20 protein-coding genes and 1 other annotated feature are annotated in these 15,850 nt (G+C 45.2%); of the genes, 1 reads left to right on the plus strand and 19 read right to left on the minus strand.

Features of this window, described 5'->3' with window-relative positions; all coding sequences use genetic code 11:
* Positions 1-177: 177 nt before the first annotated feature.
* The 9 genes from GJB59_RS06415 to GJB59_RS06455 are packed head-to-tail and all read right to left on the minus strand — an operon-like array spanning position 178 to position 5,921.
* A complete protein-coding gene (locus tag GJB59_RS06415; protein ID WP_142827774.1) occupies positions 178-903 on the minus strand; it encodes a class I SAM-dependent DNA methyltransferase in 726 nt (241 codons plus the stop codon).
* A complete protein-coding gene (gene rsfS, locus GJB59_RS06420; protein WP_142827773.1) occupies positions 900-1,238 on the minus strand; it encodes a ribosome silencing factor in 339 nt (112 codons plus the stop codon). The genes GJB59_RS06415 and rsfS overlap by 4 nt, the downstream gene beginning before the upstream one ends.
* On the minus strand, positions 1,235-1,810 hold the full coding sequence (gene yqeK, locus GJB59_RS06425) for a bis(5'-nucleosyl)-tetraphosphatase (symmetrical) YqeK (RefSeq protein ID WP_142827772.1): 576 nt from the start codon (positions 1,808-1,810) through the stop codon (positions 1,235-1,237). The genes rsfS and yqeK overlap by 4 nt, the downstream gene beginning before the upstream one ends.
* Positions 1,788-2,366, minus strand: a complete 579-nt coding sequence (locus tag GJB59_RS06430) for a nicotinate-nucleotide adenylyltransferase (protein WP_142827771.1) — start codon at positions 2,364-2,366, stop codon at positions 1,788-1,790. Before GJB59_RS06430 ends, yqeK begins: the two co-directional genes overlap by 23 nt.
* A complete protein-coding gene (gene yhbY, locus GJB59_RS06435) occupies positions 2,363-2,662 on the minus strand; it encodes a ribosome assembly RNA-binding protein YhbY (protein ID WP_142827770.1) in 300 nt (99 codons plus the stop codon). Before yhbY ends, GJB59_RS06430 begins: the two co-directional genes overlap by 4 nt.
* On the minus strand, positions 2,649-3,476 hold the full coding sequence (aroE, locus tag GJB59_RS06440) for a shikimate dehydrogenase (protein WP_142827769.1): 828 nt from the start codon (positions 3,474-3,476) through the stop codon (positions 2,649-2,651). The genes yhbY and aroE overlap by 14 nt, the downstream gene beginning before the upstream one ends.
* Before the next feature lie 11 nt (positions 3,477-3,487).
* Positions 3,488-4,591: a ribosome biogenesis GTPase YqeH gene (gene yqeH / locus GJB59_RS06445; protein ID WP_142827768.1), complete on the minus strand. Its 1,104-nt coding sequence runs from the start codon at positions 4,589-4,591 to the stop codon at positions 3,488-3,490.
* A complete protein-coding gene (locus GJB59_RS06450; RefSeq protein WP_142827767.1) occupies positions 4,588-5,109 on the minus strand; it encodes a YqeG family HAD IIIA-type phosphatase in 522 nt (173 codons plus the stop codon). The genes yqeH and GJB59_RS06450 overlap by 4 nt, the downstream gene beginning before the upstream one ends.
* Positions 5,110-5,147: 38 nt before the next feature.
* Positions 5,148-5,921 (minus strand): phosphatidylserine decarboxylase, encoded by a 774-nt coding sequence (locus GJB59_RS06455; protein ID WP_142827766.1) that lies wholly within the window; start codon positions 5,919-5,921, stop codon positions 5,148-5,150.
* A 95-nt stretch (positions 5,922-6,016) separates the two neighbouring features.
* On the opposite strand from GJB59_RS06455, the gene pssA reads away from it, so the two are divergent.
* Positions 6,017-6,556, plus strand: a complete 540-nt coding sequence (gene pssA / locus GJB59_RS06460; RefSeq protein WP_142827765.1) for a CDP-diacylglycerol--serine O-phosphatidyltransferase — start codon at positions 6,017-6,019, stop codon at positions 6,554-6,556.
* A 58-nt stretch (positions 6,557-6,614) separates the two neighbouring features.
* Here the strand turns inward: pssA and mtnN are convergent, their stop codons facing one another.
* From mtnN to alaS, 10 genes are all read right to left on the minus strand, one after another.
* Positions 6,615-7,319: a 5'-methylthioadenosine/S-adenosylhomocysteine nucleosidase gene (gene mtnN / locus GJB59_RS06465; RefSeq protein WP_142827764.1), complete on the minus strand. Its 705-nt coding sequence runs from the start codon at positions 7,317-7,319 to the stop codon at positions 6,615-6,617.
* A 72-nt stretch (positions 7,320-7,391) separates the two neighbouring features.
* The gene (locus GJB59_RS06470) at positions 7,392-8,120 is read right to left on the minus strand and encodes a DUF1510 family protein (RefSeq protein WP_142827763.1); all 729 of its coding nucleotides are present in this window, start codon (positions 8,118-8,120) and stop codon (positions 7,392-7,394) included.
* Between the two features lie 131 nt (positions 8,121-8,251).
* Positions 8,252-8,728 (minus strand): transcription elongation factor GreA, encoded by a 477-nt coding sequence (gene greA / locus GJB59_RS06475; protein WP_142827762.1) that lies wholly within the window; start codon positions 8,726-8,728, stop codon positions 8,252-8,254.
* A gap of 76 nt (positions 8,729-8,804) precedes the next feature.
* Complete coding sequence (gene udk / locus GJB59_RS06480; protein WP_142827761.1) at positions 8,805-9,428, minus strand: uridine kinase; 624 nt, start codon at positions 9,426-9,428, stop codon at positions 8,805-8,807.
* A 36-nt stretch (positions 9,429-9,464) separates the two neighbouring features.
* Entirely contained in the window at positions 9,465-10,070 is a 606-nt protein-coding gene (locus GJB59_RS06485; RefSeq protein ID WP_142827760.1) for an O-methyltransferase, read from the minus strand.
* Positions 10,071-10,160: 90 nt separating this feature from the next.
* A complete protein-coding gene (gene mltG, locus GJB59_RS06490) occupies positions 10,161-11,285 on the minus strand; it encodes an endolytic transglycosylase MltG (RefSeq protein ID WP_142827759.1) in 1,125 nt (374 codons plus the stop codon).
* Between the two features lie 124 nt (positions 11,286-11,409).
* A complete protein-coding gene (locus GJB59_RS06495) occupies positions 11,410-11,718 on the minus strand; it encodes a DUF1292 domain-containing protein (protein ID WP_142827758.1) in 309 nt (102 codons plus the stop codon).
* 13 nt (positions 11,719-11,731) lie between these two features.
* A complete protein-coding gene (ruvX, locus tag GJB59_RS06500; protein WP_142827757.1) occupies positions 11,732-12,148 on the minus strand; it encodes a Holliday junction resolvase RuvX in 417 nt (138 codons plus the stop codon).
* Positions 12,149-12,150: 2 nt separating this feature from the next.
* Complete coding sequence (locus GJB59_RS06505) at positions 12,151-12,417, minus strand: IreB family regulatory phosphoprotein (RefSeq protein WP_142827756.1); 267 nt, start codon at positions 12,415-12,417, stop codon at positions 12,151-12,153.
* Between the two features lie 89 nt (positions 12,418-12,506).
* On the minus strand, positions 12,507-15,131 hold the full coding sequence (alaS, locus tag GJB59_RS06510; protein ID WP_142827755.1) for an alanine--tRNA ligase: 2,625 nt from the start codon (positions 15,129-15,131) through the stop codon (positions 12,507-12,509).
* Positions 15,132-15,172: 41 nt separating this feature from the next.
* Positions 15,173-15,382, minus strand: a binding site (T-box leader).
* Positions 15,383-15,850 lie beyond the last annotated feature (468 nt).

Raw genomic sequence — 15,850 nt, forward strand, 5'->3', positions numbered from 1 at the left:
ATCAGCAGCCATGCGGGTTTGTTCTGAAGATCGGAAAGTTTCAGGTGGCATTCCTCGTTTCTTCAGGAGACAATTAAATGGAAGCTGTTAGAATTATATAACAATGAGAATGTGTATGTCTATTCTTTTTTGAATAGATAAAAACCACCTGCAAGATGCAGATGGTTTGGGCCGATCTTATTTTTTTCTGGCATGAAAGAAAATGCGTTCGCTTTCATCATCAGGAGCCTGATCCGAAAAATCTGCGGTAATAGACTCCACCGAAAATCCGGCGGCTTCCAGCCATTTCGTGTAAACGCCGACTGGGAAGGTCTGCTGCTCATGGGTTTCTTCAAAACGCTCAAACAACTCATTGTGGCGAACGAAAAACGTCATGTCATGAATTACGCTGTGTTCCGCTTCACCTGGCTCGGTATGCCAAATATAAGCGATTTCTTCCGCATCATAGACAAACGGACTGGCCATGTAGACCACATCCACTTTAAAAACAGAATGCACATCAAAGAAAAAATGGCCGCCTGAATTTAATGCGTTATGGACTTCTTTGAACGTCTGCTGGACCTGCTGTCCGCTCTGCAAATAATTCAACGAATCGATTGCAATCGTGACAATATCAAACCCTTCCAGCCCCTCCAGGTTGTCCATGGACAATTGGAGCACCGGAATCGTTTGGTTTGCTTCCTGGAAACGCTGATTGGCAACCGTCAGCATGTCTTCCGACAAATCACTGGCAGTCACGTCATAGCCCATTTCAGCAAAAAGCTGTGATAATGTGCCGGTTCCGCACGCCACATCCAGCAATTTGCCGGACGGGACGCCGGAAGCGACCCACTCCACATACTTTTCGTAAGGAATATCCTCCATCAGTCCATCATAGACTGCGGCAAATTTTCCGTATTTCATATTTCCATTTGCGGAGCTTCTCTCCACAGGCGTTCAAGATTGTAGTATGAGCGTTCATCTTTATGGAAAACGTGTGCCACTACATCGCCAAGATCGACAAGAATCCAGCGTGCCGAATCAAATCCTTCAACACTTTTCACTTCATGGCCTTCTTCATGGGCTTTGTCCATGATTTCTTTTGCGATCGATTGAACCTGGCGATCGGAGTTTCCTGTGCAGATAACGAAAAAGTCAGCCAACAGCGAAATCCCCTCCATATTCAACACAACGATGTCTTCTGCTTTTTTATCTTCTGCAGCGTTATACGCTACTTGTAGTAAAGTTTCTTTAGTCATTCTTTCACTTTCCCTTTCTGTTGCACGAAGTAGTTGTAGCACTTCAGTGAATCCGGAAATACCGGTTGATTTTTCGATACTAAAAATTCGATGGAATGTTTGACCGAGGCTTCCATCATAACATCCAATCCCTGTTCTTTTAATTGTCGCAATTCTTCAACACCTGTAAACTTGCGGTTTGGTTCAATCAGGTCGGCGATATAGACCACTTTTTCCAAATCGGACATATCCTCGCGGCCCGTCGTATGGTAGCGAATGGCGTTTAGGACATCTTCATCTTCCACGCCGAATTCAGTTTTCGCTAAATAAGCGCCTACTGGTGCATGCCAAAGTTCCGCATGGTATTCGAGCAATAATGGATCCAGCTTTTCAGAAACAATAATGGATTTCATCCAGTCCCGATCTGAAAATTTCGCCACATCGTGCAATATTGCAGCAGTTTTTGCCTTGGACTCGGGAATATCAAATTCCTTGGCCAATTCAATGGCTGTATCCACCACGCCAAGCACATGATTAAAGCGATTTTCAGGAAGACGTTCTTTAACGGCTTCAAGCATACGGCTGTGATCCATATAAACGCTCCTTTCGAATAAAAGCTTCCACTTTTTCCGGCACCAAAAAAGTGAGGGGCCGATCGGTTGCGGCACGTTCCCTCAACATCGTCGACGACAGCAGCAATTCAGGCGAATCAATCATCATGACCGGGTAAGGCGTCTCTACATTATACCCCGGACGCTTGACTCCGATAAAGCGAATGACCTCCACCAGGTCATCAATACGATACCATGTGGGCAAACCTTCCACCATATCCCCCCCGATGATGAAAAAGAATTCCGTGTCAGGTTCCTGCTCAATCAGTCTTGTCAGCGTATCGAATGAATAAGATACTCCGCCGCTTTTGATTTCAAAATCTTCCACTCTAAAATGGGGATGGCCTGAAATCGCCAGTTGGGTCATCGTCAATCTCTGCTGCGCACTGGCCCCTTCCACTTCCTTATGGGGTGCAATAAAATTAGGCATGAAGCGCACTTCGTCCAATCGGGCTGAATGGTACGCTTCATTGGCCATAATCAAATGGCCGAGATGAGGCGGATTGAAAGTTCCGCCCAATATCCCTACTTTTTTCATCTTTTAACCGGTAACTCGATCTTTTTGTTATTGACCGACTGCTTATAAAGGATCACTGTATGGCCAATCAATTGGACCAATTGAGATTTTGTGCCTTTAGCAAGAGCTTTTGCCACTTCATCTTTGCCATCTTCATTGTTTTGAAGAATGCTGATTTTTACCAGTTCACGTTTTTCCAATGCTTCTTTGATCTGCACGAGCATGGCTTCGTTGACACCGCCTTTGCCTACCTGGAAAATTGGATCAAGATGATGCGCTTCGCTTCTCAAAAAGCTTTTTTGTTTAGTTGTTAACATAAGTGCCTCCTAGTTTTTCTGTGATTAATTGAATCATTTTTTCTGTATCCGGCTGTATGCCCGTCCATTTTTCAAATGCAATTGCACCTTGATAGACGAACATGCCGACACCGTTTAATGTAACGCAATTTTTTTCTTCGGCCTTCTTTAAGAAAGGTGTTTCCAATGGATTGTAGATGATATCCGCGGCTATAGTTCCAGCCTGCACACGGTCCAAAGATATGGGCAATGCTTCACCCGTCGCCAATCCGACTGAAGTGGTTTGAATAAGAACCCCAAATTCAGCCAGCCGTTCTTCTGATTCTGTAAGCGTAACAGAAGAACCGCCAATTTCGGCAGCCAGTTCCTCTGCCCGGCGGAATGTCCGGTTGGTGACCGTGATATCCGTGAAGCCAGCACGTTTTAACGCTAAAGCAATTCCTCTTGCAGCACCGCCCGCTCCGATCAGCAAGACTTTTTTGGTTTTATCAACTTGATGAACAAGCATTGACTGAACAAAACCATCACCATCCGTATTTGAGCCGACGAATTTTTTGCCATCATAATGGACAGTATTCACAGTATTCATCTGCATGGCGCTTTCCTCTAGCTTATGGAGAAACGGAACTATCGATTGCTTATGCGGTAAAGTTATATTAAAGCCGCTGATACTTAAAGTTTTCATGGCTTCAAATGATTTTTCAAGCTGAGACGGTTCCACATGAATAGGAATATAAGCAGCATCAATCCCATGCTCCTCAAACCATGTATCATGCATAAATGGGGATAAGGAATGAGCGATCGGGTCACCGATCACCGCGTACCACTTCTTCATCTAAAAACCTCCTAAATCAGCGATGGGCGCAATATTACTTCTACACCTTTAGGTGCATGGGCGGCAATGACAGCATTGCCGTGCTGAATGGTAATCCAGCCGAGCCCGGAAAAGACGATGTCGGTTTTTGCATCCTTGACACTGAACTCATGGCGGACCAACTCTGGAAAGTCCCCTTTATACTCCGCTGAAGGCGGTGCCAGCATATCACCCAAATGCTGCTCATACAAGGCATCCGCGTTGTCCAGTTTAGTCCGGTGGATTGGCAGATCGTTGGCAATATGGACAGTAAAGGAAGAGCGTTCTCCTTGAATAAAGTCAAAGCGCGCCAAACCGCCAATAAATAGCGTTTGCTCCGCATTCAATTGGAAGACCCGTGGCTTGATTTCTTTTTTGGGCATGATTTGCTTTAAATCTGCCGTCTGAAGATGGTGTGCCAATTGGTGATGGTTGATGATGCCTGGCGTATCAAACAACGAACGTTTGTCGTCCAATGGAATTTCAATCATATCCAAAGTTGTTCCTGGAAAATGTGATGTCGTGATTACATCTGCTTGCCCGGTCGCCTGTTTGATGACGCGGTTGATAAACGTGGATTTTCCGACATTCGTACAGCCGACCACGTAGACATCCTTGCCTTTGCGGTATTTTTCTATCGCTTCCATGGCTTCTGCAATTCCAGTTCCTTTATGCGCACTGACCGTCAAAATATCAATCGGCTGCAATCCCAGTTTACGGGCTTCCTGTTTCATCCAGTGGATCAATTTATGCTGTTTGACCGATTTTGGCAGCAGATCCGCCTTGTTGGCAATCAGCAGGATATCATTGTTTCCGACAAAGCGGTGAAGGCCCGGAAGCCAGCTGCCGTTAAAGTCAAAAATATCGACAATTTTCACTATCAGACCATCGCGTTCTCCCAGACCGTTTAAAATACGAAGAAAATCATCGTCCGTTAAAGAAACCGGTTGAAGTTCATTGTAATTTTTCAGGCGGAAACAGCGTTGGCAAATAATTTCCTCTTTTTCCAATGAAGACGGCGGAGCGTATCCTACCTCTTCTTTGTTTTGGGTTTGAATCTGTACACCGCATCCGATGCAAGTTGGCATTTCACTCAATTTTCTTCCTCCCACATCAATTGTCCTTTGTCTTTCAATCTCTTCATGATTCTGCGCTCGACTCTCCGGTTAAAGCGTGTAAAAAAGCCATCTGATTGGGCTACCGGCAGAACCAGAATTGTATGCATTTTATTCAGATTGCCGCCGAAAATATCCGTCAGCATCTGATCGCCGATCACGACAACCTGTTCACGTTTGGCTTCCATGATACGAAGCGCTTTGCGGAAAGCACGTCCCATCGGTTTACGGGCCTGGTGGATAAATGGTATTCCTAAAGGATCCGCGAATGATTTGACGCGCAATTCCTTATTGTTGGAAACGATCACTACCTGGATGCCGGCATCTTTCATTGATTTCAGCCATTCTACCAGCTTCGGTGTCGCATCCGGACGATCCCATTCCACTAGTGTATTGTCCAAATCTGTAATGATTCCCTTAATATTTTTTTCAATCAATGTTTCCGGCTTAATGTCAAAAACTTCTTTTACATATTGGCTTGGTATAAAATTTTGATACAATGCAACCCACTCCTGTTTTCCGAACTTAATGCTTTTGATTATATCATATTTCCTAACGCTTCTCCCACCTTGATCCGCTGGCCAGCGGACATATCTTCGACAAATTTGATGGAATTCTTCTCAAAAAACAGAACAACCGTGGAGCCGAAACTGAAATAGCCCACTTCGTCCCCTTTTTCCCACTCGCTTCCGGTGTTTGTCAGCTGGATGGAATTTACGAACATTGCACCGACTTTGACTACCAGCATCCTGCCGAATGCCGTTTCCAGTTCGGTAATCATACGGTAATTGCCGCTGATCGGTGCTTTGCCATATCGCAGTCCAGCCGCATTGACCGGATATGATTTTTTTCCAAGAACATACTGCTTACTCACTTTGCCGTCTGCGGGACTGTGGATACGGTGATAGTCGGCTGGCGATAAATACAGCACCGCATATTTGCCATCCTGGTATCGTTCGGCCAATGCCTCGTCACCCAACAGGTCCTTTAATGAATAGGACTGGCTTTTCACCAGAAACCGGGTACCTTGCTGGAGGTCCCCAGCAATTTCAATTTTTCCGTCTACAGGGGAAACGACCGGCGCATTTGCTACTGGCCGGCTGGATTTGGACAATTTTCGGACAAAAAAGTCATGAAGAGTCGGAAAAGCACCCACTGGTTTTTCGACTTCCTCCACTGAAATCTGATAGGCTTTAATATAGCCGGGTATAAACCTGCGGCTGTTTTTGGATTGAGCAAACTGTCTAATCAAGTTCGAAGTGACAGCTCCGTTTGTCAGTTCGATTGATCGCTGGTACATGTATTTTTTCATAGAGAAGCCTCCGTCGCTAAAATAGTCTACCATTTTTTTACCTTTCACAGTATAATAGAGTGAACAAGTTTACAAAAAAGAAGGAGTGTTTTCCATTGTTAATAACAGAAAGAATGGATCACACCATAAAAAAGCTGAGGTCACAGACCGCCAATACCATTACAATCGGCAATATGCTGTTTGGCGGGGCTTCTCTCATGGCCACTTTAAATGGATCTTATAGCTATAGCGTGCTATTTATATTTATTGCGGCTTTTCTAGACCGCTTTGACGGTATGGTGGCAAGAAAGTTTAATCAGGAATCTGATTTAGGAAAGCAGCTCGATTCGATGAGTGACATATTATCTTTTGGTGTTGCACCTGCAATTTTAATTTACCAGCTTGTCTTATCCGACTTCGGCTTTATCGGCATGGTCTTCACCGTTCTATATATTTCGTGTGGAGGATTCCGGTTGGCACGGTTTAACATCTCAGATGCTACGGGATATTTTACCGGTTTGCCGATTACCGCAGCCGGCACCATCATCACTTTATCTTATTTCGGACTGCCGATCCTTTCGCCGGTCGTCTACATGTTCCTGTTCGTTGTTTGTTCGTTATTGATGGTCAGTACATTCACCTTGAAAAAAGTGTAATAAAAAGCTGAGTGACGTTGAGAAAACGTCCTCAGCTATTTTTTTTGCCTTCTGCCGGTTAAATGCGTGCAGCCAGCTGGCTGATGACATTAAAGACGATCTCTGTCGAATGCTTGGCTGCCACAGGCAAAAACTCATCGAATGACACCGAAGACTCTTTGCCTGCAATGTCAGACAAAGCACGGATTACTACGAATGCCACGTCAAATTGATAGCAAACCTGTGCTACCGCTGCCGCTTCCATTTCAGCCGCTTTCATCGCTGGAAAATATTCCCGTACTTTAGCTACGCGCTCCGGGTCATTCATAAACGAATCGCCCGTTGCGATCAAGCCGACCGCATAATCATGCTGGCCCATTTCTTTTACCGCTTTGACTGCCAGTTCGATCAATTCCTGATTGGAAGTAAATGCTGCCGGCAACTGAGGAACTTGGCCCATTTCATAGCCAAAGACCGTAACATCCACATCATGGTGGCGCACTTCGTCTGAAATTACCACTGCCCCTACTTCAAGTTCTTCATCAAACCCACCAGCTGAGCCGATGTTAATGACGATATCCGGCTTGTATTGCTGCAAAAGAATCGTTGTTGACATTGCGGCATTGACTTTGCCGATGCCGCTTTTCAGCAAGACGATTTCCTGTCCTTCGTATGTACCTATCGTGAACTCACATTTGGCTATTTCTTCAGTCTGGGGATTTTCCAGTCTGCTTCTCAATAATTGAACTTCTTCTTCCATTGCACCAATTACACCGATTTTCATTTTTCCATTCCTCATTCCATAGTCAATTAGCTTATGCAGCTTCAGTTTATATCAAAGAAAAAGACGCCTTTGTTAATAGGCGCCTTCCAGTGTTTTTAATACGTCCATCTTCACTGGCTTCCAGCCTTCGCCGTCTACCCATTCCATGTGGACACGGTATTTTTCGGATTCGTCTTTAGACTGCACTGTCGCAATCGATTTCTGCGGACCGCCGCCATTTTTGATCATCATGACATACATATCATTGGCATCAAGGCCTGTTGCATAGGAAACAGCATTGACTTTTTCGTTCCAATCTACAGAATCCTTCTGGTAAACTGAGACGTGGTCACCTTTTTGCTTCGTGCCGACCGGCTCCCAGCTTGTATTGATTACGGTTTCTTCCACGATTGGATCGCTTGAATCTTCACGTGTGATAGTCCCGCCTTTTGTAACGGATCCTTCTTTTTCTTCTTCAGCTTTTTTAGCTTCTTCAGCTTCTTTTTCGGCTTTTTCTTCTTCAGCTTTTTCTGCCGCTGCTTTTTCTTCATCAGATGCTTCTGCATCTTCTTCTGGTTGTTCTTCAGTGTCTGCGCTTTCGCCTTCACTGTCTTCAGAACCGCTCGTTTGGTCTTCTGTTTCAGGTGAAATCGTTACTGCCTCAGGATCTTGAGACTGATCGTCCCCTCCACTAAACAACATGGATACCCCGATAATGAGGATCAATGCAAATACCAAGCCAATCATGATATTCAAAATGGAATTTGATCGATTTTTCTTTTTCTTCAAACGAGAGGGATACTGTTTTTCTTCGTTAGACATTGGATGTCCCCCTTTCTCAATAGTTTACCATAAATCCAGTATGACAAATTTGACGTTTCAGCGATATTTTCGTTTCATTTGGAGTCGAATTAATGAAAAACGGCCATCCTTATAACAGAATGGCCGCTTGATCACGTAATTGAAAGAATCTTGATTTCCATTTCTCCGCCTGGTGTCAGCACTTTGACGTTTTCGCCAATTGTGCGGCCAATCATGCTTTTCGCAATCGGAGAATCGTTTGAAATACGGCCCTCTAACGGATCCGCTTCCGCTGATCCTACGATTGTGTAAGATTCTTTATCGCCATTTGGAACTTCTATGAATGTAACCGTCGTTCCTAAACGAACGATATCTTTGTTTGACTCATTTTCATTTATGATAACCGCGTTGCGGATCATCGATTCAAGTGTTGAGATGCGGCCTTCTACAAAAGCCTGATCTTCTTTTGCAGAGTCATACTCAGCGTTCTCAGATAAATCACCAAAATCACGTGCGATTTTAATTCGTTCAACCACTTCTTTGCGTTTGATTGTTTTCAGAAAGTCCAGTTCATCCTCTAACTTCTGCTTACCTGCAGCTGTCATTGGAAATTGTTTTTCGTTAGCCATTGTTCCCACTCCTTCAACTGCTGACCTGGATGCCTGCACCCGTCAGTCTTGTCTCATCATATTATAATCTGCCAATCTATTCAAGAATTGTTTTGATTTTTGTAACCATCAAGTCGATTGCCACTTCGTTTTGTCCGCCTTCGGGGATGATGACGTCCGCATAGCGTTTTGTTGGCTCAATAAATTGATTGTGCATCGGACGCACCACTGTCAAGTATTGTTCGATAACAGAATCGATGGTACGTCCCCGTTCGTTGATGTCGCGCAGCAAGCGGCGTATGATGCGCAGATCGCCATCAGTATCGACGAATAATTTGATGTCCATCAATTCGCGCAAACGCACATCTTCAAGCACCAATATTCCCTCCAGAATGATAACATCTTTTGGTTCAATCAGCACTGTTTCATCTGCACGCGTATGTACAGCATAATTATAAACCGGTTTTTCAATCGGCTGCCGCTCGAGCAAACTGTTGATATGTTCAATCAGCAGATCCGTATCAAATGCCAGTGGATGGTCATAGTTTGTTTCCAGGCGCTCTTCAAAGGCCAAATGGCTTTGGTCCTTATAGTAATAATCCTGCTCAATAACCACCACTGAGTTTTCTTTAAACACTTCATAAATGGAATTCGTTACACTCGTTTTCCCCGAGCCCGAACCCCCTGCGATCCCAATAACGACCGGCCGTTTTTTAGACATGTTATTTAGCTCCCTGCAAACCTCTTTTTGGTGTTTTCATTTTTTTCTGCAGATCATGATGCCGTCTCCTGATGACAATAATTCCGTGTCATATAGAGGATGATTGAGCATATGCTCCTTAAAAGCTGCCAAATTGCGGATCATCGTCCGCTTTCTTCTCGGCACTTCCGATAACGGCATATCCGAAAGCCCATGCATGGCCATATTATCACAATATATGATTCCGCCCGTTGCCAAAAGCTCTTCGTACTTGTCGAAAAATCGTTCATATTGTCCTTTTGCTGCATCGATAAAAATCGCATCATACTGTTTTTTCAGGACAGACAGCGAAAGCTCCAGCGCATCTGCATGGAAAATGCGAATCCGACCGCCGAATCCTGATTGAGCGATAAATTCAACCGCTTTCTGGTATCTGGTTTCATCGCGTTCAACAGTATCGAGCTCGCTTGCCGGCAAAGCTTCAGCAATTTTGATTGCTGAAAAACCTATGGCTGCACCGATTTCCAGAATTTGTTTAGGCTGCTGAATTTTTAGCAGCCCCACTAATTCACGGATGCCCTGATCTTCCATAATCGGTACATGTTCCAAAGCGGCATAAGCCTGAATCGCTCCGAGTGTTGCTGATAATTGGTCGTTCGCCATACTGGAATGCTCCTTTTCGGTTCAGCAAAAATTACTTCAAATTTTACCATAAAAAGAGAAGGAAAGCGAGGTGCTTCCTTCTCGATCGTTTTAATTTCCTATATATTCATCGCGGTTGGTCAAATGTTCTTCGTAGGTTTTAGCAAAATGGTTGACACCGGTCGAATCAGCCAGGAAGTAGAAATAGTCCGTTTCAGCTGGGTCGAGCACTGCTTCGATTGAAGACCCTCCGGCATTGGCAATAGGTCCAGGCGGCAGCCCTTTATTTTGATAGGTACTGTATGGATGTTCAAATTCGTAATCTGTGTTGAATAAGCGGTCCTTATGCTCGCCCATTGCGTAGATGACTGTCGGGTCCGTCTGCAGCGGCATATCGTCTTCTATGCGGTTATAAAAGACGCTGGCAATGGTCTGGCGATCCGATTGCGCTGTCGCTTCTTCTTCCAGCAAGGAAGCGAATGTCAACAGCCAGTGCGGCGACTCGCCAGTCTCCTCAAGCACGGTCTGGTACTGCATAACATTAGTCTGGGTTGTATCAAGCATCTGCTCGATCAGCAATTCCAAAGATGGATCTTCTTCGTAAATCGGATAAGTGGCAGGGAACAGGTACCCTTCGAGTGCATAGCGGACATTTTCACCCAGTATTTCCTCGGTCAATAAATCAGGGTATTGGACCATCAACTCATCCAGATAGGCCGGATCCTGGATTTTCTCCAAAAACTCTTCAGCTGTGAACGAAGTTTTTTCCGCAATGACATTTTCGGCAATTTCCTCTACTGTCAGTCCTTCCGGAACATTAATCGTAAAGAGCGGCTCCCGGTATACTTTCCCGGTTTTCAGGCTTTCCGTAATTTCATCCAGAGTCATAGATGGCAGCAAGTCATAAGTGCCTGCTTGAAATTCGGATTCGTTATTGAATTTCACGTAATATTTGTAGATGCGTGCATCTTCAATGACGCCATTTTCTTCAAGCTGCGCTGCGATGCTGTCCAGGCTCGAACCGATCGGCACTTCAACCGTAATGATTTCTTCTGAGTCCGGATCAACCGGCTCCAGTGCGTTGGTGATGTAATTATAAGTTTGAAAGCCAGCGATTCCAATGATGATCAACAGAATCAGCGCGACTATTAGTACGATGCGTCGGACGACTCTCACTTCCTTCTTCTTTTCTGTCATTCGTTCAAACATAATATCCTTTTTCGACGGTTTCTCCACGGGTGCCCCCCCTAGCTTTTCTGCATTACAGAAGTTGGACAAAAATGTTCAACTTCTATCAGTATACAAGAAAATCGCACAAAAGAAAAAGACGGAATCAGCAATCAATTCCGTCCTCCCATTTTTATAGTTCTTCGTTTTCTTCTTCTTCGTCAAGGAACGTGTTCAGCATTTCTTCGATCATGTCCCATTCTGCATCAGTTTCAACCGGGCGAAGCTCTCCGCCGCCTGCTGTTTCATCTGAGTCTGCATTTTCAGTAAAGGAAGATGCATGAATTTCGATCTCGCCTTCTTCATCTTCTTCAGCGCCTACCGGGAAATACAAGACGTATGATTTTCCGAAGTCAGCTGATTCAAATGTAAACAATACTTCAAATAATTGTTCGTTGCCGTTTTCATCAACGACTGTAATGTGCTCTTGTCCGTGTTCCATTTGCATCACCTCATTATTTTTTAAAATCAAGATAGCCCTGCAAAATCATGATTGCTGCCATCTTGTCGATCACTTTTTTGCGGTTTTTGCGGCTGACATCTGCAGAGATCAGCATTTTCTCTGCTGCCGAGGTTGTAAGCCGTTCATCCCATAGGACCACCGGTATACTATACGCTTCTTTCAGCAAAGCTGCAAATCTTTCAGATGCTTCAGCGCGCGGCCCGATTGAGTTGTTCATGTTTTTCGGGTAGCCCACAACCGCTTCGGTCACTTCGTATTGCTTGATCAGTTCGCCAAGGCGAACCATTCCAAATTCTTCGATCGCTTCATTTATTTTGACGGTTTCAATTCCTTGGGCTGTCCAGCCCATCGGATCGCTGATTGCGACTCCGATAGTTTTCGAACCGACGTCAAGTCCCATTATGCGCATCATTATTCCTCGTTATTCTTCTTGATATAAAACTTTACAAGCTCTTCCAGAATTTCATCGCGCTCTAGTTTGCGAATCATGTTACGCGCATCCTGGTGGCGAGGAATATAAGCCGGATCACCTGATAATAAATATCCGACAATCTGATTGATCGGGTTATAGCCTTTTTCTTCAAGTGCAGCATGAACTTGAAGCATCACTTGCTTCACTTCCTGCTCCATCGACTCATCAGAGGAATCGAATTTCATAGTACGATCAAATGAACTCACGACAAGCACCTCGCTTTCGGATTTTAAATAGCAATAATCGTTTCCGCTGTCTATTTTTCATTATAACCGATAGCTCAGATTTATTAAACCTATTTCACTAAGCTGTATACCGATTCGAGTGCTGATTCCAGTTTACCGGCATCTTTTGCTCCCGCCATCGCCATGTCCGGACGGCCGCCGCCTTTTCCGCCGCATAGCTCTGCAACGTGTTTGACGATTTGTCCGGCATGGTAGCTGCCTCCGGCCAAATCTTTCGTGACTCCTGCAGCCAGCATGACTTTTTCACCGTCTGTTGCGCCGAGAACGATGACTGCCTTGTCGATCTTCGTTTTCAAATCATCCATCATCTGGCGCAGCTGGTTGTTGTCTTTTGCTTCCACTTTTACAGACAGAACCGTAATGTCCCCAACTTTTTGTGCACTATCCAAAATGCCGGCAGATTGTGCATTGGAAATTTTCGCAAGCAGCGATTCGTTTTCACGCTGCAGCGATTTCATTTCAGCCTGGACAGACTGCACTTTCTGAACCATATCTTTTGGCGACGATTTCAGAAGACTTGAAGCCTGCTCTAAAATTTGTTCGCTGTCTTTTAAGGTGCTGTATGCGCCTTTGCCAGTCACCGCTTCAATTCTGCGGATGCCGGCGCCAATTCCGCCTTCTGAAACGATTTTGAACAAGCCGATTTCAGAAGTATTGGCAACGTGGACCCCGCCGCACAACTCGAGCGAGTAGCCCCCGATTTCAACCACACGGACAACATCGCCGTATTTCTCGCCAAACAATGCCATTGCGCCCATCTCTTTTGCTTCCTGCAGATTATGGTAGCCGGTTTGGACTGCAATGCCGTCCCAGACTTTTTCATTGACAATTTTTTCAATCGTCTCAAGTTCCTCTTTAGTCACCTGACCGAAATGCGAGAAGTCGAAACGGAGACGGTCTGGACCTACATAAGATCCAGCCTGGTTGACGTGTGTACCAAGTACATCTTTAAGCGCTTGGTGAAGCAAATGCGTCGCAGTATGGTTTTTCACGGTGTGTCGGCGTTCGGACGCATCCACTTGGGCATGGACAGCCGATTTCGTCAATTCGCCTGTTTCTACGCGAACAGAATGCAGGTTCTGGCCATTTGGCGCTTTCTTGACGTCCAATACTGCTGCTTGCACAAAATCGTTGCTCAATGTTCCGCGGTCGGCAATCTGCCCGCCGCTTTCTGCATAGAATGGCGTTTGATTCAAGATGACTTGAACTTCTTCGCCTTCGTGTGCGCTTTCTGCCAATTCACCGTCTTTAATGATAAACAGGACCTCGGCATCCGATACCGTTTGGCTATAGCCGATAAATTCGCTGGCTTCTTTGATGCTGCCCAGCACTTCAGACTGGGTCTGCATCGAATTGACGTTTTGGCGAGCTTTTCTTGCACGGTCACGCTGCGCTTGCATGGCTGCTTCAAATCCTTGATGGTCGATCGCCATGCCTTCTTCTTCCGCGTATTCCTCAGTCAGCTCCACGGGGAAGCCGTACGTATCATACAAGCGGAATGCATCTTCACCCGGAATTTCCGAATGTCCAGCCGCTTTTTGCTTTTCCACAACCGACGATAAAATTGCCAGGCCATCATGAAGCGTTTCATGGAAACGTTCTTCTTCAAGTTTCATGACACGGATAATAAAGTCCTGCTTGTCGTTCACTTCCGGATAGAAGTTTTTCATGATATCGCCGACAACCGGAACCAATTCGAACAAGAACGGTTTCTCGACGCCCAGTTTTTTCGCGTAGCGGACAGCCCGGCGCAGCAAGCGGCGCAGAACGTATCCGCGGCCTTCATTCGATGGAAGCGCTCCGTCTCCAATTGCGAACGCCACGGTGCGGATATGGTCAGCGATTACTTTGAAAGCCATGTCCATATCGGCATTCTCACCGTATTTTTTGCCGGAAATCTCTTCGGTTTTCCGGATGATTGGAACGAATAGGTCAGTATCGTAATTGGTGGGTACGTCCTGTACGACAGAAGCCATACGCTCCAAGCCCATGCCTGTATCGATGTTCTGTTTTGGAAGCGGCGTGTAGGTATGGTCCGGATTGTGGTTGAACTGTGAAAAGACCAAATTCCAAATTTCCAGGTAGCGGTCATTTTCGCCGCCCGGGTATAGTTCCGGATCGCTCAAGTCATTGCCGTAGCTTTCACCGCGGTCATAAAAAATCTCTGAGTTTGGTCCGCTTGGGCCTTCACCGATGTCCCAGAAATTTCCTTCAAGGCGGATGATCCGTTCAGCCGGTACACCGACTTCGTTCAACCAGATGCCATAAGCTTCTTCGTCTTCCGGGTGGATCGTTACCGATAATTTTTCGGGATCAAAGCCGATCCACTTGTCTTCAGTCAGGAATTCCCATGCCCAGTGAATCGCTTCGGTCTTAAAATATTCACCGATGGAGAAGTTTCCGAGCATTTCAAAGAATGTATGATGGCGAGCTGTCTTGCCGACATTTTCAATATCGTTTGTCCGGATTGATTTTTGTGCATTGACGATCCGCGGGTTTTCAGGAATAACACGGCCGTCAAAGTATTTTTTCAAAGTTGCCACGCCGCTGTTGATCCATAAAAGAGACGGGTCTTCGAAAGGCACAAGCGGCGCACTTGGCTCCTGGTCATGGCCTTTCTCTTTAAAGAAGTCAAGATATAATTGTCTGATGTCTTCAGCTTTCAAATTCTTCATCTGTTTTTCCTCCTCTGCATAATAAAAAGCCCTCATCCCAAAAAAGGGACGAAGGCTTTATTTCGCGGTACCACCCTAGTTACACGGACCATGAAGCTCCGTGTCTCTCGAACACCTTAACGCGGTTCAACGGCAGGGATTAGCTGCACTCCGGAGTAGCTTTCTAAAATCAGATCTCGTCGGGGCCTTTCAGCCTGGGGCCCTGTTTCTGTCCGGATGCGATTTTATACTGTCTCCATCAATGTATTTGTCTATCAGTCTAATTTGAATTATAGAAAAAGCTTTGGGTGATGTCAATAGAAGGACTTTTTATTGTTTCTATATCTTATCTGGTTATTCCGCAAAACAACTTCGCTTTCCTGCGGGCTTGCGCCGAACTAACTCGTGCTAAACACCCGAGTGGATTTCGGCACTTCGCTACTCCGCGGGAGTCTCAGCTGTTTTGCTCCATAACCTATAAGTAGCATGTTAATAATAAAATTAATTTCCCACTAAAGTCTTTTCAAACCAGCAAGTCAACTATCAATTAATTTAACCATCACTGTATTAAATTACCTTTAAAGAAAGATTGAAAGACGGCGACTCCGGGAGCAACGAAGCGGCATTAGCCGGAGCTACTAGACTTAACATAGCAAGGGAAGCGGCAACGGTTTGTAACTGTATTTCCTTACCACTATCAAATACACCCGCTATGAAAAAAAAGAAAGAGCACAGGTTTA

Source organism: Planococcus soli, assembly GCF_016881065.1.
Taxonomy (GTDB): domain Bacteria; phylum Bacillota; class Bacilli; order Bacillales_A; family Planococcaceae; genus Planococcus; species Planococcus soli.

Excerpts from the sequence above, each read along its gene's own strand:
- GJB59_RS06415 (WP_142827774.1), bottom strand. The coding sequence starts at position 903 with ATGAAATACGGAAAATTTGCCGCAGTCTATGATGGACTGATGGAGGAT.
- rsfS (WP_142827773.1), bottom strand. The coding sequence starts at position 1,238 with ATGACTAAAGAAACTTTACTACAAGTAGCGTATAACGCTGCAGAAGAT.
- yqeK (WP_142827772.1), bottom strand. The coding sequence starts at position 1,810 with ATGGATCACAGCCGTATGCTTGAAGCCGTTAAAGAACGTCTTCCTGAA.
- GJB59_RS06430 (WP_142827771.1), bottom strand. The coding sequence starts at position 2,366 with ATGAAAAAAGTAGGGATATTGGGCGGAACTTTCAATCCGCCTCATCTC.
- yhbY (WP_142827770.1), bottom strand. The coding sequence starts at position 2,662 with ATGTTAACAACTAAACAAAAAAGCTTTTTGAGAAGCGAAGCGCATCAT.
- aroE (WP_142827769.1), bottom strand. The coding sequence starts at position 3,476 with ATGAAGAAGTGGTACGCGGTGATCGGTGACCCGATCGCTCATTCCTTA.
- GJB59_RS06455 (WP_142827766.1), bottom strand. The coding sequence starts at position 5,921 with ATGAAAAAATACATGTACCAGCGATCAATCGAACTGACAAACGGAGCT.
- mtnN (WP_142827764.1), bottom strand. The coding sequence starts at position 7,319 with ATGAAAATCGGTGTAATTGGTGCAATGGAAGAAGAAGTTCAATTATTG.
- GJB59_RS06470 (WP_142827763.1), bottom strand. The coding sequence starts at position 8,120 with ATGTCTAACGAAGAAAAACAGTATCCCTCTCGTTTGAAGAAAAAGAAA.
- greA (WP_142827762.1), bottom strand. The coding sequence starts at position 8,728 with ATGGCTAACGAAAAACAATTTCCAATGACAGCTGCAGGTAAGCAGAAG.
- udk (WP_142827761.1), bottom strand. The coding sequence starts at position 9,428 with ATGTCTAAAAAACGGCCGGTCGTTATTGGGATCGCAGGGGGTTCGGGC.
- GJB59_RS06485 (WP_142827760.1), bottom strand. The coding sequence starts at position 10,070 with ATGGCGAACGACCAATTATCAGCAACACTCGGAGCGATTCAGGCTTAT.
- GJB59_RS06495 (WP_142827758.1), bottom strand. The coding sequence starts at position 11,718 with ATGGAACACGGACAAGAGCACATTACAGTCGTTGATGAAAACGGCAAC.
- ruvX (WP_142827757.1), bottom strand. The coding sequence starts at position 12,148 with ATGCGCATAATGGGACTTGACGTCGGTTCGAAAACTATCGGAGTCGCA.
- alaS (WP_142827755.1), bottom strand. The coding sequence starts at position 15,131 with ATGAAGAATTTGAAAGCTGAAGACATCAGACAATTATATCTTGACTTC.